We start from the raw sequence: 23,286 nt of genomic DNA, 5'->3' as shown, positions 1-23,286 counted from the left end.
GGCGGTAGCGGCCTTGGGGGGTAGGGAAGTTCGGGGAGCAGGGGGTTTCCCTGTGCCCGGCGTGCAGGGCGGGACGGGGGCCGGCCGGACCGTCTCCGGTGGCCCCCCGCACGGTCGATTCTGTACGACGGCGTTCAACGCCCGGTCACCACAGGCTCAACGAAGTCTCGACATCGGGTGCGGCGCTGTGGTTTATAGGTGACACGAAGTCTGACATGTGCACGAGCGGGGCGGGCACTGTCCTGGGGCAGCTGGGGGCAGGATTTGGGCGATCTCCGTTTTTCCTTACTCGGTCTGATGCGGTCGTACCGGGGCGCGTCGGCGCTCAAGGTGGGCAGTCCGCAGCAGCAGGCGATGCTTGCCGTCCTCCTCCTGCGGCCCGGCCACTCGGCGAGCGCCACCGACCTGATCGCGGCGCTCTGGGGCGAGGAGCCCCCGAACGCCGCGATGACCACCGTGCGCACCTACGCGTGGCGGTGGCGGAAGATCCTCGACGGGGGAACCGCCGGCGGCGCGGACGGGGCCGCCGACGGCGGTGGGGGCGGCGACGACAAGGCACCGAGCGTCCTGGTGTCGATGGGCGACGGCTACCGCCTCGTGCTGCCCAAGCTCGCGGTGGACGCGGCCGAGGCCGAGTCGCTGGCCGCCGAGGCGGAGCGCACGGCCCGGACCGACCCGCTGCGCGCCCGCGACCTGCTCAACCAGGCCCTGGAACTGTGGCAGGGCGAGCCGCTGGCCGGCATCCCCGGTCCGTTCGCGGAGCGGCACCGGCAGCGGCTGGAGGAACTGCGGCTGACCCTCCTGGAGGAGCGGATCGGCCTGGACCTGACGCTGGGCCGTCACTCGCGCTGCATCCCGGAGCTGACCGCGCTCACCACCGAGCACCCGCTGCACGAGCGGGCCTACGAGCTGCTGATGCGCGCGCTGTACCAGGCCGGACGGCAGGCCGACGCACTCGCGGTGTTCCGCGGCGTGCGGCAGCTCTTCCTCGCGGAGCTGGGGGTCGGGCCGGGCACGGAGCTGGAGCAGCTGCACCGGCGGATCCTGGAGGGGGACCCGGCCCTGGCCGCACCCGCCGCGCCGGAGCCGGCGGGCCCGGCGGTGGCGGGGAGCACCGGGCCCGAGGCCGCCGCCGGGGCGGGCGAGCCGGAGGAGACGGGCGAGGCCCGCGCGACGGCCCGACCGGCCGCCGCGCCGCCCCGCCCCGCGCAGCTGCCGCCGGACGCCGCCGACTTCACCGGGCGGACGGCGCCGGTCCGGGTGCTGGACGAGGCCCTGGGCTCGCCCTCCCCGCAGGCCCTGGTGATCGCGACCGTGGTGGGCATGGGCGGGGTCGGCAAGACCGCGCTGGCGCTGCACGTCGCGCACCGGGTCCGGGACGCCTACCCGGACGGCCAGCTGTACGTGGACCTGCGCGGGTCCGACCCCGTCCCGGCCGATCCGGAGGCGGTGCTCAGCGGGTTCCTGGTGGCCCTCGGGGTGGCGGCGGACGCGGTGCCGGACGGGCTGGACGCCCGCTCGGCGCTGTTCCGCTCGGTGGTGGACGGACGACGGCTGCTGCTGGTGCTGGACAACGCGAAGGACGCCGCACAGATCCGGCCGCTGCTGCCGGGGGCGGTCGGCTGCGCGGTGCTCACCACCGGGCGCACCCGGCCGGCCGGACTGCCCGCCACCGTCCAGGTCGACCTGGACGTGTTCCAGCCCGCCGAGGCGTTGGACCTGCTGGGCCGCACCATCGGCGCCGAACGGCTGGCCGCCGAACAGGACGCGGCGCGGGAGCTGGTGGTGGCCTGCGGCCACCTGCCGCTGGCGGTCCGGATCGTGGCCGCCAGGCTGGCCGCCCGGCCCGGGTGGACGGTGGAGACGCTCAGCCGCCGCCTCCAGGTGGAGCGGCGGCGGATCGACGAGCTGCGGATCGGGGACCTCGCGGTGGCGGCGGCCTTCGAGCTGAGCTACCGGCAGCTGACCGCCGACCAGGCCCGGGCGTTCCGGCTGGTCGCGTCGGTGGACGGGCCGGACATCGGCCTGGCCTCGGCCGCCGCGCTGCTGGACCTCGACGAGTACGACGCCGAGGACCTGCTGGAGGCGCTGGTGGACGTGGCGATGGTCGAGTCGCCGTTCCCGGGCCGGTACCGGTACCACGACCTGCTGCGGGCGTTCGCCCGGCGGCGGCCGGCGGAGGGTGCGGAGCCGGCCCGGGACCACGGCGAGGTGGTGGCCGCCCGGGACCGCCTGCTGGACCACCTGCTGGCCACGGCGTGCACCGCGTTCCAGCACGCGGTGCCGGGCGACCCGGCGGCCGGCGCGCTCGGCCCGGCCCGCTCCCCCGGCGTTCCGCTGGCCGGCCACGACGCCGCGCGGGCGTGGGCGTCGGCGGAGCGGGCGGGCGCGGTGGCCCTGGCGGCCCAGGTCGCGGAGCAGGCGGGAGTGACCCCGGCGGGCGAGAATCCGGCGGGCGGGGCGGCTGCTTCGGACGGTGGGGCGGCCCACGGTGGGGCGGACGGGTCGGCGCTGCGGGCCGCGATCGACCTGCTGATCGCGCTCACCCCGTTCGTGCTCACCCCGCCGAGCCGCCGGCTGGCGGCCACCGCCGACGCGCTGGCCGAGGCCGCGGCCCGGCACCGGGACGTCCGGGCCGAGGGGCGCGCGCACTTCCTGCGCGGGAACGTCGCCCTCGCCGCGACCCGGCTGGACGCGGCCGAGGCGGCGGCCCGGCAGGCGGCCGGGGCCGCGCGGGCCGCCGGGGACACGGTGATCCTCCGTCAGGCGCTGAACGACCTGGGCCTGATCTGCCAGTTCCTCAGCCGCTACGACGAGGCGGTCGACCTCTACGACGAGGCGCTGCTGCTGGCCAACGCGCTGGGACACCGTTCAGGCGCCCTGGCGACGACGGTGAACGCCGCGCTGGCGCGGGTCCGCAGCGGACGGGCGGACGAGGCGGTGGCCATCTGCCACGAGGTGCTCGCCGAGCTGCGCACCCGGCAGGACGACCCGGGGCGCGCGTACACCCTCTACGTGCTGGGGCTGGCGCTGCACGCGCTGGGCCGGCACGCGGAGGCGGTCACGTGGTTCGGCGAGTGCCTGGCGGTGGCGCTGGGCGCGGGTCTGCGGGACCGGGCCGCGCACGCGCGCTACCGGTTGGCGGACAGTCTGCGCTCGCTCGGCCGGGCCGACGAGGCGTTGGACCACGCCGGGCAGGCCCTGGTGCTCTGCGAGGAGCTGGGGGCGGAACGGGACCAGGCACAGGCGCTGGTGGTACTGGGCCGCTCGCTCGCGGACCTCGGACGCGGGGCGGAGGCGGGGGTCAGGCTCCGGCAGGCGTTCGAGATCTTCGCCCGTCTGGGGCTGCCTGAGGCCGCCGAGGTGGCGGTGCTGCTGACGGAGCCCGCGTTCGCGCTGGTCGAGCCGTGAGCCGGCCGGCCGCCGGTGCGGCGGAGGGCTCGGGGCCGTCCGTGCCGTCCGTGCCGTGTGGACGGGGGCGGAGCAACAGCCGTTGAAGAAACGGTTCTGCGCTCGGGGAGGCGGCGGGAGCCGTGCCCGGTACGGGGGTCAGGAGCCGGTGCTGTTCCAGTCGCCGTGCCCGCCGCCGTCGGTGGGAGTCGGGGTCGGGGTCGGGGTGGTCGTGACCACCCCGCCCTGGCCGGCGCCGGTCGCACCGTCGGCCATCGCCGTGCCCGCCGCACCGAGGGCGATCGCCAGACCGAGGCCGGCGGCGGCCAGGCGGATCCGGGTGAGACGGTGGTTCGAGCGCTTCGCCATGACTGCTCCCTAGGGCGTCTTCCCTGGTGGGAAGGGGTTTTCCGGGGTGATGGGATCATCATGGCAAGGCGCGTTCAACGGCAGATCGACGCACGAGCACCGTGCGTCGATCACCGTCGTCGATCCGGTCGCCCATCACCGAGAGCGGGCGGGCGCGGGCGAGCGGGGGCGGGCCGGGTCCCGGTGGCCCCAGCACGCTCTAGGGGCGGATCTCCAGGGTGCAGCACTTCACGCTGCCGCCGCCCTTGAACAGCTCGGAGAGGTCCACCCCGATCGGCCGGAAGCCGCGCTCCCGCAGCCGGGCCGCCACCCCGGTCGCGGCCTCCGGCAGCACCACGTGCAGGCCGTCGCTGATCGCGTTGAGCCCGAACACCGCCGCGTCCGCCTCCTCCACCAGCACCGCGTCCGGGAACAGCCGCCGCAGCACCGCCCGGCTGCCCGCGGAGAAGGCGCCCGGGTAGTACATGACCTCGTCGCCGTCGAGCACGCTCAGCGCGGTGTCGAGGTGGTAGAAGCGCGGGTCGACGAGGTCCAGGCCGATCACCGGCCGGCCGAGGAACTCCTGCGCCTCGGCGTGCCCGGCGGACTCGCTGCGGAAGCCCCGCCCGGCCAGCAGGTGGCCGCCGGTCAGCAGCAGGTCGCCCTCGCCCTCGTTGACGTGCTCCGGGTCGTGCGTCGTGAAGCCGTTCGCGCGGAACCACTCCAGGTAGGCCGGGCCCTCGGCGGCGCGCTCGACGTTGCGGAACCGGGCACCGAGCACCCGGCCGCCGACGACGGTCGCACCGTTCGCCGCGTACACCATGTCGGGCAGGCCGGGCAGCGGGTCGATCAGGTCGACCCGGTGACCGAGCTCGCCGTAGAGCTCGTACAGCCGCTCCCACTGGGCGACGGCGAGGCCGGTGTCGACCGGCTTGGCCGGATCCATCCAGGGGTTGATCGCGTAGCTGACCTCGAAGTGGGTCGGACGGCACATCAGGTAGCGGCGCGGGCGGGCGGTGCGGGTCATGGCGGGGCTCCGGGAGGTGAGGGAGGTGAGGGAGGTGAGGGAGGTGAGGAGACCGGGGAGGCCGAGGAGACCGGGGAGGCCGGGGAGACCGGGGGTGAGGGTCCGCCGGGGGCGGGTCAGGAGTCGGCGGGTCGCTCGGGGAAGTTCCGCAGGCCGCGCAGGGGGCCGGCCAGCAGCACCGCGCCGGCCGACAGCAGCACGCCCGCCATGATCCAGATGGTGGTGCGGGCACCGAGCACCTCGCCCAGCCAGCCGCCGAGCAGGGCGCCCACCGGGATGGCGCTGAAGTTCACGGTCGAGGCGCTGGCCCGGATCCGGCCGATCATCTCGGGCGGGCAGTACGACTGGTAGAAGCTGCCGGCGATGACGTTCCCGGCGATCACCCCGCAGACCGCGACCGACCAGGCGACGGCGCTCGCCGCGAGCGGCAGCTGCTCGCCGGCCAACGGCAGCAGGAGGATGAACGGCGCGGCGACCAGTTCGCAGAGCAGCAGCCCGCGCGCCGTGCCGAACCGCCGGGCGATCCGCCCGGCCAGCGCCGCACCGGCCAGGCCGCCGATCGACACCACCGCGAAGACCATGCCGATCCCACCGGGCGTCACCCCCACGCTGCGGACCAGGAAGACCGTCTGCACCGCCTGGATGCCGTTCAGCCCGAGGTTGCCGACGGCACCGAAGGTCGCCAGCGTGCGGAGGTACGGGTCGTGCGCCAGGAAGCGGACGCCCTCGCCGATCTCCCGCAGGATGCCGCGCCGTTCGGAGACCGGCGGCGGCGTCTCCTCGGCCTTGATGGTGCCCACGCAGAGCGCCGACACCAGGTAGGTGACCGAGTCGGCGAGCAGCCCGCTGGCCGCGCCGAACACCTGGGAGAGCAGGCCCGCCAGACCCGGCCCGGCGATCTCCGCCGCGGAGTCCCCCGAGCGCAGCTTGACGTTGGCCTCCAGCAGGTCCTGCTTGGCGACCAGCGCGGGCAGGACGGCGCCGTAGGCGGTGGAGAAGAACACCTTGACCGCACCGGCCAGCAGCGCCACCGCCACCAGCTGGGCCATGGTCAGGGCGTCGAACCAGCCCGCCACCGGCACGCTGCCGAACAGCAGCAGCAACAGCAGGTCGCAGACCAGCATCACCTTCAGCCGGGGCCAGCGGTCCACCCAGGCGCCGGCCAGCAGACCGAGGAAGAGCCAGGGCACCCAGGCGGAGGCGGTCAGCACGCCGACCATGAACGGGGAGGCGTCGAGGGTCACGACGGCGACCAGGGCGAGCGCGACGTTGCCGACGGCGGTGCCGAGGCCGCTGGTCGTCTCGCCGATCCAGAGCTTGCGGAAGTCGCCCTGCGCCCAGAGGCCCCAGCGGCTCCTCCTCGGCGGGTCCGCCACGGGCGGCGGGACGGAGACAGTGGTGGTCATGACGGGGTCACTCTCCAAGCTTCTCGGCCAGCACGGCAGCGATCCGTGCGACGGGGTCGGGCTGTGTCATGGCGCCGTGCTCGCAGGCGATGCGGTGGAGCGTGACGCGGCCGTCCACGTACGGCCGCCAGGCCGCCTCGTAGGGCCAGTCCGCGGGCTTGTCGAGGGTGGCGCCGAAGAAGACGGCGTCGCCCCGGTAGCGGTCCGGCACGTGTTCGGCCATCAGCTTGCGGTGGTGTTCGAAGACGTCGGGCAGGACGCCGGCGGCCTCGCCGAGCAGCGCGGTGAGGTCGGCCTGCCCGCGTCCGTCGGCCGGGTCGTACCCGAGCGAGACGAGCAGCTCGGCGAGGGTGTCGACGGGGTCGTCGGACGGCGGGGCGTCCGCGTACCCGGCGGGGTCGGCCGGCACGCCGTCGAGGAGGGCGAGCAGCGCGACCTCGGCGCCGTCGGCCTGGAGCCGGACGGCCATCGCCTGGGCGACGACCGCGCCGAAGGACCAGCCGAGCAGGTGGTACGGGCCCTCGGGCTGGACGGTGCGCAGCTCGCGCACGTAGTCCTCGGCGATCTCGGTGACGGCAGCCGGGGAGCCGCCGCGCAGGCCGCGGGCCTGGAGGCCGTAGACCGGGCGGTCGGGGCCGAGGTGGCGCAGCAGGCCCGAGTAGACCCAGCTGATGCCCGCGGCGGGGTGGACGCAGAACAGCGGGGCCCTGCTGCCGCCGGCGCGGAGCGGGAGCAGCACGTCGAGGGCGTCGGCGGGGTCCGGGGCGCCGGGGGCGCCGGCGGCGCCGGCGGCGGCCGACGGGCCGTCCGCCGCGTCCAGGCGGCGGGCCAGGCCCGCGACGGTGGGGGCCTCGAAGAGGGCCCGCATCCCGAGGTCGGTGCCGAAGGCGGTGCGGATCCGGCCCAGCAGCTTCATGGCGAGCAGCGAGTGGCCGCCGAGGTCGAAGAAGCCGTCGTCGACGGAGACGCCGGGCAGTCCCAGGACCTCCGCGAAGAGGCCGCAGAGCCGTTCCTCGCGCGGGGTGCGGGGCGGGCGTCCGGTGGGCGAGGCGGCGAAGTCCGGGGCGGGCAGGGCGCGGAGGTCGACCTTGCCGGCGGCGGTCAGCGGCAGCGCGTCGAGGAGCACGACGGCGGACGGGACCATGTGGGCGGGCAGCGACTCGGCGGTGAAGGCCCGCAGCTCGGCCGGGTCGAGGGGGGTGTCGGGCGTGGTTCCCGGGCCTGCCTCCCGGCCGGTTCCCCGCGCGGCGGATCCGCCGTCGGCGACCACGTAGGCGACCAGACGGGGCCCGGCGGCGCCGTCCTCGCGGGCCGTCACGGTGGCGGCGTGGACGCGTGGGTGCCGGGTGAGCACGTGCTCGATCTCGCCGGGTTCGACGCGGAAACCGCGGATCTTGATCTGCTGGTCGGTGCGGCCCAGGTAGGCGAGGGCGCCGTCGCGGGTGCGGCGGACCAGGTCGCCGGTGCGGTACATCCGCTCCCCCGCCGCGCCCACGCCTGCGGCGAAGGGGTCGGCGACGAAGGGGTCGGCGACGAAGCGCTCGGCGGTGAGCTCCGGGCGGCCGAGGTAGCCGCGGGCCAGGCCCGCCCCCGCCAGGTAGAGCTCGCCGGGGACGCCGACGGGCACCGGGTTCAGGTGCTCGTCCAGCACGTACGCCCGAGTCCCGAGGACGGTCCGGCCCAGCGCGGGGCGGTCGGTGACGGCGAACGGCTGGGTGAGCGCGTCGACGGTGGACTCGGTGGGCCCGTACAGGTTGTACGCGGCGGTGGCGGGGGCCTCCCGCAGCCTGGTCCAGAGCGACTGGCCGACGGCCTCGCCGCCGAGCAGCAGCACCCGCGGCGCCGGCGCGGCCAACAGGCCCTCGTCGAGCAGCTGTTCGGCGTAGGAGGGGGTGATCTCCAGGACGTCGACGCGCTCGGCCCGGACGTGCCGGACGAGGGCGGCGGCGTCGCGGCGGACGTCGTCCCCGAGCAGGTGCAGTTCGTGGCCGGCGACCAGCCAGAGCAGGCCGTCCCAGGAGGCGTCGAAGCAGAGCGAGGCGGTGAGGGCGACGCGCAGGCGGCCGTGGGCGCGCTCGGCCGCGCCGATCGGGCCGGTCGGGGCCCGGTGCGAGGCGAGCAGGGCGGCGATCGAGCCGTGGCTCACCACCACGCCCTTGGGGCGGCCGGTGGAACCGGAGGTGTAGACGACGTACGCGGCGTCCCCGGCGGTGGCGCGGGGGGCCGGGGTGCGGGTGGCCGGGGTGCGGGGGGCGGCCGTCCGCTCGGCGGCAGCGCGGGCGGCGGCGGGGCCGTCCGCCGGGCCGGGGCGGAGAGTGGCCAGGCCGTCCAGCAGTTCGGGCAGCGGCCAGCGGTCGTCGGTGAGGACGAGCGCGGGCGCGGCGTCGGCGAGCATGGCGGCGGTCCGGTCGGCCGGGTACGCGGCGTCCAGCGGGAGCGAGGCGGCGCCGGACCTGAGGACGGCGAGCACGGCGACCACCGTCTCGGCGGAACGCGGCAGCGCCAGGGCGACCACCGACTCGGGGCCGGCGCCCGCCGCGACCAGGCGGTCGGCCAGCCGGTCCGCGAGCGCGTCCAGCTCGGCGAAGGTCAGCCGGGTCCCCCCGGAGACCAGGGCGGTCGCGTCCGGCGTCCGGGCCGCCAGGGCCGCGAAGGCGTCCGGCAGCAGCGGCGCCTCGGCCGGCGGCGCCGCCGCTTCGGTGAGGAGTTCCGCGCGCTCGGCGGCGGAGAGCAGGTCGGCGCGGCCGATGGACTGTTCGGGGCGGGCGGCCACCGCGGCCAGCAGCCGGCCGAAGCGGACGGCGATCGACTCGACGGTCTCCCGGTCGAACAGGTCGGTCGCGAAGTCGATCGCGCACTCCAGTCCGGCGGGCGCGCCGTCGGCGTCGAAGGACTCGCCCATGCCGACGGAGAGGTCGAACTTCGCCTCGTACCCGCCGACCGGTTCGACGGTGGCCGGCAGGCCGGCCAGGTCGAGCGGTGCGTCCCCGGCGCCGCCCGGCGTGCCGCCCTGGAGCAGCAGCATCACCTGGAAGAGCGGGTGGCGGGCCAGCGAACGGGTGGGGTTGAGCTCCTCGACCAGCCGCTCGAACGGCACGTCCTGGTGGGCGTGGGCGTCGAGTTGGGCCTCCCGGACGCGGTGGAGCAGCTCGGCGAAGGCCGGGTCGCCGGAGGTGTCGGTGCGCAGGACGAGCGTGTTGACGAAGAAGCCGACCAGGTCGTCCAGCGCCTCGTCGGTGCGGCCGGCGACGACCGAGCCGATCGGCACGTCGGTACCGGCGCCGAGCCGGGTGAGCAGCGCCGCCAGGCCCGCCTGGAGGGTCATGAACATCGTGACCCGGTGCTCGCGCGACAACGCGACCAGCGCCCGGTGCAGTTCGGCGCCCAGCGGGAGGACCACGCGGTCGCCGCGGTGGCCGCTGTCGGCGCGGCGGGGGCGGTCCACCGGGAGCGCGAGCTCCTCCGGGAGGTCTGCCAGGGTCTCGCGCCAGTAGGCGAGTTGACCGGCGGCGAGGCTCTCCGGGTCGGTCTCGTCCCCGAGCAGGGCGCGCTGCCACAGCGCGTAGTCGGCGTACTGGACGGGGAGTTGACGCCACGCGGGGGCCGAGCCGTCGCGGCGGGCGGCGTACGCATCGGCGAGGTCGCGCAGCAGCGGGCCCATCGACCAGCCGTCCCCGGCGATGTGGTGGAGGACGAGGACGAGCAGGTGCTCGTCCGGGGCGAGCGGGAGCAGGTGGGCGCGGACCGGGAGGTCGGCCGCCAGGTCGAAGGGGATCGCGGCGCAGACGGCCACGGCGGCGGCGGGGTCGGCGGGCGGGGCGGGGTGGCGGTCGAACGGGACGTGGGCCCCGGTGGGCGGAACGATCCACTGGTGGGGCTCGCCGTCCTGCTCGGTGACACGTGTGCGCAGGCTCTCGTGCCGGGCCGCCAGGTCGCCGAGGGCCGCTTCGAGGGCGGTCGGGTCCAGTGCTCCGGTGAGGCGCAGCGCGATCGGGAGGTTGTAGAGGGCGCTCGGGCCCTCCATCCGGTCGATCAGCCAGAGCCGTCGCTGGGCGAAGGAGAGCGGCAGCCGCTCCGGGCGCTCGCCGGCCGTCAGGGCCGGCCGGGCGTCGGAGCCGCCCAGCCGCCGGTCCAGGCCCGCCACGGTCGGGGCCTCGAAGACGTCCCGGATCCCCAGCTCGGCGCCGAGCGCCGAACGGACCCGGCTGACCAGCTTCATCGCGAGCAGCGAGTGGCCGCCGAGGGCGAAGAAGTCGTCGTCGATCGAGACGGTCGGCAGCCCGAGGACCTCGGCGACGAGGCCGCAGAGCAGTTCCTCGCGGGCGGTGCGGGCGGCCCGGCCGCCGGCGAAGAGCCCGAAGTCCGGGTCGGGCAGGGCGCGGCGGTCGATCTTGCCGCTGCCGGTCAGCGGCAGCGTGTCGAGGGTGACGACGGCGGACGGCACCATGTGGGCGGGCAGCGACTCGGCGGCGAACCGGCGCAGTTCGAGGGCGAGTTCGGCGCCGGGCGCGGCCGTCGCGCAGTGGGCGACGAGGCGGCGGTCCCCGTCGGCGCTCTCGTGCAGGGTGACGACGGCCTGACGGACGGTCTCGTGGCGGGCGAGCACCTGCTCGATCTCGCCGAGTTCGATGCGGAAGCCGCGCACCTTGACCTGGTGGTCGGTGCGGCCGAGGTACTCGACCCGGCCGTCGCGGGTGCGGCGGACCAGGTCGCCGGTGCGGTACATCCGCTCCCCCGCCGCGCCCGCCCCCGCGGCGAAGAGGTCGGCGGCGAAGGGGTCGGCGACGAAGCGCTCGGCGGTGAGCTCCGGGCGGCCGAGGTAGCCGCGGGCCAGGCCCGCCCCGGCGAGGTACAGCTCGCCGGGGACGCCGACGGGCACCGGGTTCAGGTGCTCGTCCAGCACGTACGCCCGAGTCCCGAGGACGGTCCGGCCCAGCGACGGGCGGTCCGAGTCGGCGAACGCCTGGATCAGGGCGTCGACGGTGCACTCGGTGGGCCCGTACAGGTTGTACGCGGCGGTGGCGGGGGCCTCCCGCAGCCTGGTCCAGAGCGACTGGCCGACGGCCTCGCCGCCGAGCAGCAGCACCCGCGGCGCGCCCGGCGGGACCTCGCCCGGCAGGCCACCGCCCGGCAGGAGCTCGCCCAACAGGCCCTCGTCCAGGAGCTGTTCGGCGTAGGACGGGGTGACGTTGACGACGTCGACGCCCGCCTGCCGGAGGTGGCGGACCAGCGCGGCGGGTTCGCGGCGCAGCTCGTCGTCGATCAGGTGCAGTTCGTGGCCGGCGACCATCCAGAGCAGGCTGTCCCAGGAGGCGTCGAAGCAGAGCGAGGCGGTCAGTGCGGCGCGGAGCCGGCCGTGCCGCCGCTCGGCGTCGCCGAAGGTGTCGGCCCGGTGCGCGGCGAGCAGGGCGGCGATCGAGCCGTGGCTCACCACCACGCCCTTGGGGCGGCCGGTGGAACCGGAGGTGTAGATGACGTAGGCGGCGTCGGACGGCCCGACCCGGGCGGGGAGGGCGTCGGCGGGCTGCCCGGCCCACAGGTGCTCGTCGGTACGGAGCTGCGGGAAGCCGTCCAGGGCCTCCGGCAGCGGCCAGGCCGCGTCGGTGAGGACGACCGCCGGGCGGGCGTCGGCCAGCATGTGGGCGGTGCGGTCGAGGGGGTGGTCGGCGTCCAGCGGCAGGAAGGCGGCGCCGGCCTTGAGCACCGCGAGCCGGGCGACCACCGTGTCCGCCGACCGGGACAGGGCCAGCGCGACCAGCGACTCCGGGCCGAGGCCGGCCGCCGTCAGGCCGTGGGCGAGACGGTTGGCGCGGGCGTCGAGTTCGGCGTAGGTCAGCCGGGCGCCCCGGAAGACCAGGGCGGTGAGCTCCGGCGTGCGGGCCGCCCGGTCCTCGAAGACGGCCGGGACGAGCGGCCGGTCGGCGGGCGACGGCCGGGCGCCACCGAGCAGTTCGGCGCGCTCGCCCTCGGCCAGCAGGTCGGCGCGGCCGATCCGCCGCCCCGGCCGCTCGACCACGGCCTCCAGCAGCCGGCCGAAGCGGGCGGCGATCGACTCGACCGTCTCGCGGTCGAACAGGTCGGTGGCGTAGTCGATCGCGCAGTCCAGTCCGGCGGGCGCGCCGTCGGGGCCGAAGAACTCCTCCAGCGTCACGTTCAGGTCGAACTTGGCGACTCCGGTGCCGGCCGGCAGCGACTCGGCCCGCAGGCCGGCCAGCTCCGGCTCGGCCTCCTCGGTGGACTGCAGGACCATCGCCACCTGGAAGAGCGGGTGGCGGGCCAGCGAACGGGTGGGGTTGAGCTCCTCGACCAGCCGCTCGAACGGCACGTCCTGGTGGGCGTAGGCGCCGAGGCCGGTCTCCCGGACCCGGCCGAGGAGTTCGGTGAAGGTCGGGTCGCCGGAGGTGTCGGTGCGCAGGACGAGCGTGTTGACGAAGAAGCCGACCAGGTCGTCCAGCGCCTCGTCCGAGCGGCCGGCGACGACCGAGCCGATCGGCACGTCGGTACCGGCGCCGAGCCGGGTGAGCAGCGCCGCCAGGCCCGCCTGGAGGGTCATGAACATCGTGACCCGGTGCTCGCGCGACAACGCGACCAGCGCCCGGTGCAGTTCGGCGTCGATCGGCAGGGCCACCCGGTCGCCGCGGTGATCGGCGCGGGCGCCGCGCGGGCGGTCCGCCGGGAGGGCCAGCTCCTCCGGGAGGTCTGCCAGGGTCTCTCGCCAGTAGGCGAGTTGACCGGCGGCGAGGCTCTCCGGGTCGGTTTCGTCCCCGAGCAGGGCACGCTGCCACAGCGCGTAGTCGGCGTACTGGACCGGGAGTTGACGCCACGCGGGAGACTCGCCGTCGCGGCGGGCGGCGTACGCCTCGGCGAGGTCGCGCAGCAGCGGGCCCATCGACCAGCCGTCCCCGGCGATGTGGTGCAGCGCCACCACCAGGACGTGGTCCCCGGGGGCGATCCGCAGCAGGGTGACGCGGACGGGCGGCTCGGCGGCCAGGTCGAAGGGGCGGCGGGCCGCCCGGTCGACCTCGGCGTCGACGGCCCCGGGCGCGCAGTCGAGGAGTTCGACCCGCAGGGGCGCCTCAGTGGAGGTGAGGATCCGCTGGTGGGGCTCACCGTCCTGCTCCGCGATGACGGTGCGCAGGCTCTCGTGCCGGGCCGCCAGGTCGCCGAGGGCCGCTTCGAGGGCGGTCGGGTCGAGCTCGCCGCTGAGGCGCAGCGCGAGCGGCATGTTGTAGAGGGCGCTCGGGCCCTCCATCCGGTCGATCAGCCAGAGCCGCTGCTGCGCGAAGGAGAGCGGCAGCCGCTCCGGGCGCTCGCCGGCCGTCAGGGCCGGCCGGGCGTCGGAGCCGCCCAGCCGCCGGTCCAGGCCCGCCACGGTCGGGGCCTCGAAGACGTCGCGGATCCCCAGCTCGGCGCCGAGCGCGGTGCGGACCCGGCTGAGCAGCTTGGTGGCGAGCAACGAGTGGCCGCCTAGGGCGAAGAAGTCGTCGTCGACGGTGACCTCCGGCAGGCCGAGGACCTCGGCGAACAGCCCGCAGAGAATCTCCTCGCGCGCCGTCCGGGCGGCCCGGCCCCCGGTCGCGGCGGCGAAGTCGGGGGCGGGCAGGGCGGCCCGGTCGAGCTTGCCGTTGACGTTGAGCGGCAGCGCGTCCAGGGTCACGAAGGCGGCCGGGACCATGTAGTCGGGGAGGGCGGCGGCCGCGTGGGCGCGCAGCGCGGCCGGGTCGAGCTGCGGCGTGCCGACCACGTAGGCGACCAGCCGGGTGCCGGCCGCGCCGTCCCGGTGGGGCAGCACGGCGGCGCGCAGCACGTCGGGGTGGGCGGTGAGAGTGGTCTCGATCTCGCCGGGTTCGATGCGGAAGCCGCGCACCTTGACCTGGTGGTCGGTGCGGCCCAGGTACTCGACCCGGCCGTCGGGGCGGCGGCGGGCGAGGTCGCCGGTGCGGTACATGCGCTCCCCCGCCGCTCCCGCCGCTGCGCCGAAGGGATCGGCGACGAAGCGTTCGGCGGTCAGGCCCGGGCGGCCGAGGTAGCCGCGGGCCAGGCCCACCCCCGCCAGGTACAGCTCACCGGGGACGCCGACGGGCACCGGGTTCAGCTGCCCGTCGAGGACGTACGCGCGGAGGTTGGGCAGCGGGCGGCCGATCAGCGGGCGGCCGTCGGCGGTGAGCCGGTGGTACAGCGCGTCGACGGTGCACTCGGTGGGGCCGTACACGTTGAGGACGGCGGTGTCGGGGGCGGCGGCGAGGACGCTCCAGAGGGACTGGCCGAGGGCCTCGCCGCCGACCATCACGAGGGCGGGCGGGCAGACGGTGAGCAGGCCCTCCTCGACCAGCCGTTCGGCGTGGCCGGGGGTGATGTCGAGGACGTCGGCCCCGGTGCGCGCGAGGTGGCGGACGACGGCGGCGGCGTCGCGGCGCAGGTCGTCGTCCAGTACGTGCAGCTCGTGGCCGGCGACCATCCAGAGCAGCGCTTCGAGTGACGTGTCGAAGGACAGCGAGGCGGTCTGGGCGAAGGTGAACCGCCGCCCGGGGCGGGCCTGTTCGGCAACGGTGACGGTCTCGGTGCGGTGGAAGGCGAGCAGGTTGGCGAAGCCGGCGTGGCGGACCACGACGCCCTTGGGGCGGCCGGTGGAGCCGGAGGTGTAGATGACGTACGCGGCGTTCTCGGGGCCGGCCGTGGCCGGAAGGTCACCGGCGGGCCGGTCGGCCCACGCCTCCGGGGCGGCGGGCAGGACGGGCAGGCCGTCCAGCACCTCGGGCAGCGGCCAGTCGTCGGTGGTGAGGACGGCCGCCGGGCGGGCGTCGGCGAGCAGGTAGGCGATCCGGTCGCGGGGGTAGTCGGCGTCCAGCGGCAGGAAGGCGGCACCGGCCTTGAGCACGGCGAGCAGGGCGACCACCGACTCGGCCGACCGGGGCAGCGCGAGGGCGACCACCGACTCGGGCCCGACGCCGGCGGACCGCAGCCCGTACGCGAGGCGGTTGGCGCGGGCGTTCAGCTCGGCGTAGGTCAGCCGGGTGTCCCGGAAGACCAGGGCGGTGAGCTCCGGCGTGCGGGCCGCCCGGTCCTCGAAGGCGGCCGGGACGAGGGCGTCGGGCGCGAGGCCGTCGGGCGCGAGGCCGTCGGGGGCGAGGGCGTCGGGGGCGAGGGCGTCGGGGGCGAGGGCGTCGGGGGCGAGGGCGTCGGGCCCCGGGCGGGCGGTGCCGTGCCAGTCGGCCAGGGCCGCCCGGCCGGCCTCGCCGAGCACGTCCAGCTCGGCGACCGGGAGGTCCGGGCGCTCGGCGACCTGGGCGAGGATCGCGGTGAGGGCGGCGGCGAGCCGCTCGGCGGTGCTCCGGTCGAAGAGGTCGGTGGCGAACTCCAGGCCGCCTTCCAGCCCCGCGGGGGCGCCGTCCGGGTGGTGGCGTTCGGAGAGGTTGAGGGTGAGGTCGAAGGCGGTGGTCGGCAGGCCGAGCGGCTCGTAGGCGGTGCGGGTGCCCGGGAACTCCGGCCCTCCGCCGCCGGTGGTGTTGTCGAAGGCGATCATCACCTGGAAGAGCGGGTGGCGGGCCAGCGTGCGGGCCGGGTTCAGCTCCTCGACCAGGCGCTCGAACGGCACGTCCTGGTGCGCGTAGGCGGCGAGGTCGGCCTCCCGGACGCGGGCCAGCAGCTCGGCGAAGGTGGGGCGGCCGGCGAGGTCGGTGCGCAGCACCAGGGTGTTGGCGAAGAAGCCGACCAGGTCGTCGAGGGCCTCGTCGAGGCGGCCGGCCAGCGGGGTGCCGATCGGCAGGTCGTCGCCGGCGCCGAAGCGGTGCAGCAGGGTGGCGTACGCGGCCTGGAGCACCATGAACAGGGTCGCCCCGTGCGCGGTGGCCAGGGCGGCCAGCCGGGCGTGGAGGGCCGCGTCCAGCTCCAGCGGGACGACGTCGCCGCGGTGGGTGGCGACGGGCGGGCGGGGGCGGTCCGCGGGGAGCGGCAGCTCGTCCGGCAGGCCGGCCAGGGCCTCGCGCCAGTGGGCGAGCTGACGGCCGAGCGGGCTGTGCGGGTCGGTGTCGGAGCCGAGCAGCCGGTACTGCCAGAGGGTGTAGTCGGCGTACTGGACCGGCAGCGGTTCCTGGACCGGCCGTTCGCCGCCGAGCCGGGCCGTGTAGGCCTCGGTGAGGTCGTGGAAGAGCGGCCGCAGCGACCAGCCGTCGCCGGCGATGTGGTGCAGGACCAGCAGCAGGACGTGCTCGTCCGCGCCTTCGGGCCGCAGGTAGGCGTGCAGCGGGACGTCGGCGGCCAGGTCGAAGGTGTGGCCGGTGAGTTCGTCGACCGGGCGGTCGGTGACGGTGAGCAGCGGGCCGGGCGGGGCGGGCAGCACCCGCTGGTGGGGGACGCCGTCGTGCTCGCCGAAGACGGTGCGCAGGGCCTCGTGCCGGTCGACGACGTCGCCGAGGGCGCGTTCGAGGGCGGCCGGGTCGAGCGGGCCGGTCAGCCGCAGGGCGAGGGTCACGTTGTAGGTGGCGGCGGGGCCCTCGGCGCGGCCGAGGAACCAGAGGCGGCGCTGGGCGAAGGACACCGGCAGCCGTTCGGGGCGCTCCTCCCGGCCCAGCACGATCCGGGCGGGGCCGGCGGCGGACCCTGCGGACCCGGCACGGCCGACGGAGGTGGCGGCGGCGGGCCCGGTCGGGCCGCTCGGCCCGGCGGCGAGGCGGGCGGCGAGGGCGGCCACGGTCGGCGCCCGGAAGAGGTCGCCGATGGCGAGTTCCGCGCCGAGTTCGGTGCGGGCCCGGCCGACCAGGCGGGTGGCGAGCAGGGAGTGGCCGCCGAGTTCGAAGAAGTCGTCGTCGACGGTGATGCCGTCGATGCCGAGGATCTCGCCGAAGAGTGCGCAGAGGGCGCGCTCGCGGTCGTCGCGCGGGGCGCGGCCCGCGGTGTCGGCGGCGAGGTCGGGGGCGGGCAGGGCGCGCCGGTCGACCTTGCCGTTGGCGTTGAGCGGCAGGGCGGGGAGCACGACGACGGCGGACGGGACCATGTACGCGGGGAGCGTCCCGGCGGCGAACTGCCTGAGCTCGGCGGCGAGTCCGGACGCGCCGTCCGGGGCGGCGGCGCAGTAGCCGACCAGCCGGGTGTCACCGGGGCGGTCCTCGCGGGCGATCACGACGACCTGCCGGACGGCGGGGTGGCGGGAGAGCACCGCCTCGATCTCGCCGAGCTCGATCCGGAAGCCGCGGATCTTGACCTGGCCGTCGATCCGGCCGAGGAACTCGACCGCGCCGTCGGCCCGGCGGCGCACCAGGTCACCGGTGCGGTACATCCGCTCCCCCGGCGTGAAGGGGTCGGCGACGAACCGCTCGGCGGTCAGCGCGGGCCGGCGCCAGTAGCCGCGGGCCAGGCCGGCCCCGGCGACGTACAGCTCGCCGGGGACACCGGCCGGGACGGGCTGCAGCCGCGCGTCCAGGACGTGGGCGCGCATGTTGTCGAGCGGGCCGCCGATCGGTGCGCGGGGGCCCGCCAGGTCGGCGGGGGCGAGGTGGTGGAACGTGGCGAAGGTGGTGGCCTCGGTGGGGCCGTAGACGTGGGCGAGCAGCAGGTCGGGGCAGCGGTCGAGGACGCGGCGCAGCAGGGTGCCGGAGGCCGCCTCGCCGCCGGTGCAGACCGTGCGCAGGGCGGTGAAGGTCTCGGGGGCCTGCTCGGCGACCAGGTCGAAGAGCGCCTTGGTCAGGAAGACGGCGGTCACGTCGTGCCGGGTGGCGACGGCGTGCAGGGCGGCGGCGTCCAGGGTGCCGGGCGGGGCGACCACCACCGTGCCCCCGTTCAGCAGGGGCGTCCACAGTTCGTAGGTGGCGGCGTCGAAGGCGTGCGGGGAGTGCAGCAGGATCCGCTCGTGCCGGCCGTCCTGCCAGCGGCGGTCGGCGGCGAGGTCGACGACGTCGCGGTGGCGGACGGCGACGCCCTTGGGGGTGCCGGTGGAGCCGGAGGTGAACATCACGTAGGCGAGCCGGTCGGGGTGGACGGGCAGGCCCGGGTCGTGGTCGGGGGCGTCGTGCCCGTCGCCGGGCCGGACCACGGCGGCGGTGTGCGGGAAGCCCGGGTCCGCGCGGTCGGTGAGCAGGACGGGGGCGCCGGTGTCGGCGAGCAGGGCGGCCATCCGCTCGGGCGGCAGGCCGGCGTGCATCGGGACGTAGCAGCCGCCGGCCTTGAGCACGGCGAGGGTGGCGACGACCAGGTCGACCGAGCGCTCCATCAGCAGGGCGACCGGGGACTCGGGGCCGACGCCGCGGGCGATCAGGTGGTGGGCGAGCCGGTTGGCGCGGGCGTCGAGCTCGGCGTAGCCGACGGTGCCGCCGTCGTGGGCGAGCGCGACCGCGTCGGGGGTGCGGGCGGCCTGCGCCGCGAACAGGGCGGGCAGGGAGCCGGTCCGGACCGGGGCGGCGGTGGCGTTCCAGGTGTCGACCAGGAGGGTGCGCTCCTCGGGGCCGAGGACGTCGAGGGAGCCGATCGGGGCCGCGGGGTCGGCCGCCGCGGCGGCGAGCAGCCGGCCGAGCCGCTCGAACAGGGCGGCGACGGTGGCCCGGTCGTAGAGGTCGGCCGCGTACTCGACCGAGCCGGTGAGGCCCGCGGGGGCGCCGTCCGGGCCGTGCCGTTCGGTGATGCCGATGTTGAGGTCGAACTTCGCCACCCGCAGGCCGAGCGGCTCGGGCTCCGACTCCAGCCCGGGAAGGCCGAGTTCGCCCTCCTCGTGGTTCTGCAGGACCAGCAGGGTCTGGAAGAGCGGGTGGCGGCCGAGCACGCGGGTCGGGTTGACCTCCTCGACCAGCCGCTCGAACGGAACGTCCTGGTGGGAGAACGCGTCGAGCTGGGACTCCCGGACCCGGCCGAGGAGTTCGGCGAAGGTCGGGTCCCCGGAGGTGTCGGTGCGCAGGACGAGCGTGTTGACGAAGAAGCCGACCAGGTCGTTCAGCGCCTCGTCGGAGCGGCCGGCCACGCCGGTGCCGAGCGGGATGTCGGTGCCGGCGCCGAGGCGGGTGAACAGGGCGGCCAGGCCGGCCTGGAGGACGGAGAACAGGGTGGACCGGTGGCGGCGCGCCAGATCGGCCAGCGCGGCGTGCAGGTCGGCGCCGTAGACGAACGGGACGGCGTCGGCGGCGCCGGTCGGGACGGGCGGCCGGGGGCGGTCGGCCGGGAGCTCCAGTTCCTCCGGGAGACCGGACAGGACTCCTCTCCAGTAGTCGAGTTGACGGCTCATCAGGCTTTCGGGGTCCGACTCCTCGCCGAGCAGCTCGCGCTGCCAGAGGGTGTAGTCGGCGTACTGGACCGGCAGCGGCTCCCAGGCGGGGGCGGAGCCGGCCAGCCGGGCCCGGTAGGCGGTGGCGAGGTCGCGCAGCAGGGGGCCGAGCGACCAGCCGTCACCGGCGATGTGGTGGAGCACGACGAGCAGCACGTGCTCGGTGGGCGAGAGCGAGAAGACCGTGACCCTGAGGGGGAGTTCGGCCGCCAGGTCGAAGGTGCGGGCGGCGGCCCGGTCCAGCACGGCGGGGTAGTCCCCGCCGTCCGGTCCCGGTGCGCAGTCCACCGTCTCGAAGGCGATCGACGCCTCCGCGGACGGCAGGATCCGCTGCACCGGGACTCCCCCGACCACCGGGAACACCGTGCGCAGGGCCTCGTGCCGGGCGACCACGTCCGCCGTCGCGGCGCGCAGCGCGGCGGTGTCCGGCGCACCGCGCAGCCGGACCGCGAACGGCAGGTTGTAGAGCGCGGTCGGCCCTTCGATCTGGTCGACCAGCCAGAGTCGCTGCTGTGCGTACGAAACCGGGATCACGGTGCTTCCTCTACTCACGTCTACTCACGTCACGGCGTGGGAAATGGGTGGCGGCCTCAGGCCGGGACGGCGGTGGTGGGCAGCACGCCGGGTCGGCAGTCCAGGACGTCGACCGGCCGGCCCATCGCGACGACGATCTTCCGGTCGCCGCGGAACGGGTCGCGGCCGTGCGCACAGAGCACGTTGTCCACCAGCATCACGTCGCCGACCTGCCAGGTCTCGCGGACGGTCGCGGCCTCGTACGCGGCGTTGAGCGCGTCCACGTCCTCCCGCGGGAGCGGTTCGCCGTCGCCGAAACCGGTGTTGAACGGCAGGCCGTCCGCGCCGAACTCGTCGACCATGGCCTCCCGGATGTCCGGGTCGAGCGACCACTCGTTCCAGAAGGCCAGGTGGTTGAACCAGACCTCCTCACCGGTGTGCGGGTGGTGGACGGTGGCCGAGCGCAACTGGCTGGTGCGCAGATTGCCGTCCGGCAGCCACTCCCAGGAGATGCCGTTCTCGCGGCAGTACTGCTCGACGTCGGCGCGGTCCTCGGTGCCGAAGGCGGTCCGCCAGCCGAGCGAGACGTAGTCGGAGTAGGTGCGGGTGAGCGTCCAGCCGGAGGAGCGCCCGCGCTCCGCCAGGTGCGCGGGCAGCCCGGCGAGGACCTTGCGGACGTCGGCCGTCGGGGTGGCGCCGCCCTCCTCCGGGGCCGTCAGGCAGGCGAAGAGCAGCCGGCCGGGGAAGGTCAGGGTGTAGCTGTTCTCGTTGTGCATCCGGATCGACTGCGCGGGCGGCAGGTCCGTCGACGAGAAGACGCCGTCGCCGAAGTCGCTGCGCGGGGTGGCCTTCTCCCGGTACGGGGTCGGTTCGGGGATCAGCACGTCGCGGACGGCGGCGACGTCCGCGGCGGTGGCCACCGGCAGCCCGCGCAGGAAGATCGTGCCGTGCTCGTGCAGGGCGGCGGTCAGCTCGGCCTCGTGGTCCCGCAGCCAGGCGCAGGCCCCGGCGAGGTCGGCGGCGGCCGGGACGCGGGTGAGGGCCGGACGGCCGGGGTTCAGTTCCCAGGTCGGCATGGCGGCGCTCACCGGGTGCCGAGGGCGGCCACCAGGCCGGCCGGGCGGATGTCGGTCCAGTTGGCCTCGATCCAGTCCAGGCAGTCCTGGCGGGTGGCCTCGCCGTGGACGGTGGTCCAGCCGGCCGGCACGTCGATCCAGACCGGCCAGAGCGAGTGCTGGTTCTCGTCGTTGACCAGCACCAGGTAGCCGGCGTTGTCGTCCTCGAACGGGTTGCTCACGGTGGTCTCCTCGAAGGGGGTGTGGCCTGGGGTGTGGTTCGAAGGTATCGGCGCCGTACGGGCCCGGGCGGCACAAGGCCCGGCAGGTGAGCGGCAGTTAGCCACCTGCCGGGCGGGGGCCCGGGACCGGGGTCCGGTCGGTGCGGGAGGAGGGTCGTGGGCGGGGTCGTGGCGGGGTCGTGGGCGGGGTCGTCGGCCGGGTTCGGGAGCGGCAGCGGGGTGGTTCGTGGGGGCCGGGGCGGGGGCCGGGGCGGGGGCCGGTCAGCGCGGGGTGAGGCGGACCGGGAGGTGGTCCAGGCCGAAGTTGATGATCGACCGGTTGTACTGGACCGGCCCCGCCGGCTCGATCGCCGAGGCCTTCTCCAGCGCCGCCGAGAACAGCGCGCCCAGCTCGGCCTTGGCCAGCGGCGCACCGATGCAGTAGTGGGCCCCCAGGCCCAGCGCGAGGTGCTTGTTGGGCGAACGGTCCAGCCGGACCTCCTCGGGCCGGTCGAAGGCCTCCGGGTCCCGGTTGGCGGACCAGACCCAGACCGCCACCCGGTCGCCGCGCCGGATCTGCCGCCCGGCCAGCTCGATGTCCCGGGTCGCGGTGCGCAGCGTGTGCAGGCCGACCGAGGTCCACCGCAGCAGCTCGTCCACGGCCGAGTCCATCGACACCTCGCCCTGCTGCAACCGCCGCCACAGGTCGGGCCGCTGGACCAGGGTGTGCAGGCCCATCGCCGCGGTGTGCCGGACCGTCTGGACGCCGCCGACCACGATGTTGTCCAGGTTGAGCACCACGTCCTCGATCGGCATCAGCCGCCCGCCGACCTTGTAGGTGGCCATCATGGAGATCAGGTCGTCCCGCGGGTCGGTGCGGCGCAGCATCACCTGGTGCATCAGGTACGGGATCAACTGCTGGTGCCCGGCGCGGCGTTCCTCCGGCGTGCTGCCGAGGAAGGCCACGTCGCAGACCCGGACCATCATGTCGCGGTCCTGCTCGGGGACGTCCAGCAGATCGCACATGACGGCGAGCGGCAGCGCCGAGACCACGTCGACGAGGTCGGCCTCGCCCTGCTCCACGGCCCGGTCGAAGAGCTCCCCGGCCCGCTCGGCGATCGACCGGGAAGCCCCGCGCACCCCGCCCTTGGAGAAGAACGGGTTCGCCGGAGCCCGCAGTTCACGGTGCCGGGGCGGGTCGGTGAGGGCCATCATCCGGCCGGAGCCGACCGGCACCTTGCCCTCGCCCGAGCCCAGCAGCGAGCCGGACTCCGAGCTGAACACGGCCGCGTTGCGCAGCACGTCCGCCGACTCGCGGTAGGTCATCACCGACCAGACCGGACCGTCGTCCATGGTGTCGGTGCGGTGGACGGGAGCCTCGCGGCGCAGCTCGTCGACCAGGGCCGGGGTGTCGGGGCGGGCCCAGAGGGCCGGGTCGGTGAGGTCGACGGCGGTGGTGGTCACCATTGCTGCTCCCTGGTGTCGTGCGCGGGGACGGAGGTCTGGCGGCCCGCCAGGAGGGTGGTCAGGAGGCCGACCGGACCGGGGCGGTCGACGGTGGCCAGGAGGTGCCCGCCGGGGACGACGTGGTGGCCGAAGTCGCCGCGGGTGTGCGCGGCCCAGCCGGTGAGGTCGGTGGCGCCGAGCATCGGGTCGTCGGCGCCGGCCACCGCGTACAGCGCGGAGCCGATCGGCGCGTGCGGGCGGTACCGGTAGGTGGCGCTGACCGCGAGGTCGGTGCGGATGCCGGCGAGCGCCAGGTCGACGAGTTCGGGCTCGGCCCGGACGACCTCCTCCAGGCCGGTGAGCCGCAGCAGCTCGGACGCGTCGAGGTCCCGGGACTCCCGCTCGGTCCACGCGGCGGGGCTGGGCGCGGCGGCGGCCACCACCAGCTCGGGGCGGCGGTCGGCGGGCAGCGCGCGGGCGACCTCGTAGGCGAGCAGGGCGCCGAAGCTCTGCCCGTAGAAGCCGAACCGGCCACCGTCCAGGTGCGGGGCGATCGCCCCGGTCACGGCCGCCACCAGGGCGTCGAAGTCGGGCGGCATCGGGTGCCGGCTGCGCCCGCCGCGGGCCGGCGGGC

General features: G+C 76.0%; 9 protein-coding genes. 1 reads left to right on the top strand and 8 read right to left on the bottom strand.

The annotated features are described in order from the left end of the window. Window positions 1-297: 297 nt before the first annotated feature. Window positions 298-3,411 carry a BTAD domain-containing putative transcriptional regulator gene (locus ABZY91_RS29280; protein WP_355405890.1) on the top strand — a complete coding sequence of 1,038 codons (3,114 nt, stop codon included), beginning with the start codon at window positions 298-300 and terminating at the stop codon, window positions 3,409-3,411. Between the two features lie 138 nt (window positions 3,412-3,549). Here ABZY91_RS29280 and ABZY91_RS29275 read toward each other — a convergent pair whose 3' ends face one another. The 8 genes from ABZY91_RS29275 to ABZY91_RS29240 form a co-directional block, all read right to left on the bottom strand. Further along, entirely contained in the window at window positions 3,550-3,759 is a 210-nt protein-coding gene (locus ABZY91_RS29275; RefSeq protein WP_329948169.1) for a hypothetical protein, read from the bottom strand. Between the two features lie 199 nt (window positions 3,760-3,958). Continuing rightward, the gene (gene ddaH, locus ABZY91_RS29270) at window positions 3,959-4,765 is read right to left on the bottom strand and encodes a dimethylargininase (RefSeq protein ID WP_355405889.1); all 807 of its coding nucleotides are present in this window, start codon (window positions 4,763-4,765) and stop codon (window positions 3,959-3,961) included. A gap of 116 nt (window positions 4,766-4,881) precedes the next feature. Next, window positions 4,882-6,171: an MFS transporter gene (locus tag ABZY91_RS29265; RefSeq protein ID WP_329880699.1), complete on the bottom strand. Its 1,290-nt coding sequence runs from the start codon at window positions 6,169-6,171 to the stop codon at window positions 4,882-4,884. A gap of 7 nt (window positions 6,172-6,178) precedes the next feature. Further along, window positions 6,179-19,951, bottom strand: a complete 13,773-nt coding sequence (locus tag ABZY91_RS29260; RefSeq protein ID WP_355405888.1) for an amino acid adenylation domain-containing protein — start codon at window positions 19,949-19,951, stop codon at window positions 6,179-6,181. Between the two features lie 56 nt (window positions 19,952-20,007). Beyond that, window positions 20,008-21,006 carry a TauD/TfdA family dioxygenase gene (locus ABZY91_RS29255; RefSeq protein ID WP_355405887.1) on the bottom strand — a complete coding sequence of 333 codons (999 nt, stop codon included), beginning with the start codon at window positions 21,004-21,006 and terminating at the stop codon, window positions 20,008-20,010. 8 nt (window positions 21,007-21,014) lie between these two features. Next, on the bottom strand, window positions 21,015-21,227 hold the full coding sequence (locus ABZY91_RS29250; protein ID WP_329880702.1) for an MbtH family protein: 213 nt from the start codon (window positions 21,225-21,227) through the stop codon (window positions 21,015-21,017). 261 nt (window positions 21,228-21,488) lie between these two features. After that, the gene (locus ABZY91_RS29245; RefSeq protein WP_355405886.1) at window positions 21,489-22,673 is read right to left on the bottom strand and encodes a cytochrome P450; all 1,185 of its coding nucleotides are present in this window, start codon (window positions 22,671-22,673) and stop codon (window positions 21,489-21,491) included. Then, a partial coding sequence (locus tag ABZY91_RS29240; protein ID WP_355405885.1) for a thioesterase domain-containing protein occupies window positions 22,667-23,286 on the bottom strand: 620 nt, incomplete at its 5' end. The genes ABZY91_RS29240 and ABZY91_RS29245, both read right to left, overlap by 7 nt.

The organism is Kitasatospora sp. NPDC002965 (assembly GCF_040611255.1).
Lineage (GTDB): Bacteria > Actinomycetota > Actinomycetes > Streptomycetales > Streptomycetaceae > Kitasatospora.
Note: the sequence above shows the minus strand (reverse complement) of the source record. Positions and strands in the feature narration are given on the sequence as shown.

Excerpts from the sequence above, each read along its gene's own strand:
- ddaH (WP_355405889.1), bottom strand. The coding sequence starts at position 4,765 with ATGACCCGCACCGCCCGCCCGCGCCGCTACCTGATGTGCCGTCCGACC.
- ABZY91_RS29265 (WP_329880699.1), bottom strand. The coding sequence starts at position 6,171 with ATGACCACCACTGTCTCCGTCCCGCCGCCCGTGGCGGACCCGCCGAGG.
- ABZY91_RS29275 (WP_329948169.1), bottom strand. The coding sequence starts at position 3,759 with ATGGCGAAGCGCTCGAACCACCGTCTCACCCGGATCCGCCTGGCCGCC.
- ABZY91_RS29255 (WP_355405887.1), bottom strand. The coding sequence starts at position 21,006 with ATGCCGACCTGGGAACTGAACCCCGGCCGTCCGGCCCTCACCCGCGTC.
- ABZY91_RS29280 (WP_355405890.1), top strand. The coding sequence starts at position 298 with ATGCGGTCGTACCGGGGCGCGTCGGCGCTCAAGGTGGGCAGTCCGCAG.
- ABZY91_RS29245 (WP_355405886.1), bottom strand. The coding sequence starts at position 22,673 with ATGGTGACCACCACCGCCGTCGACCTCACCGACCCGGCCCTCTGGGCC.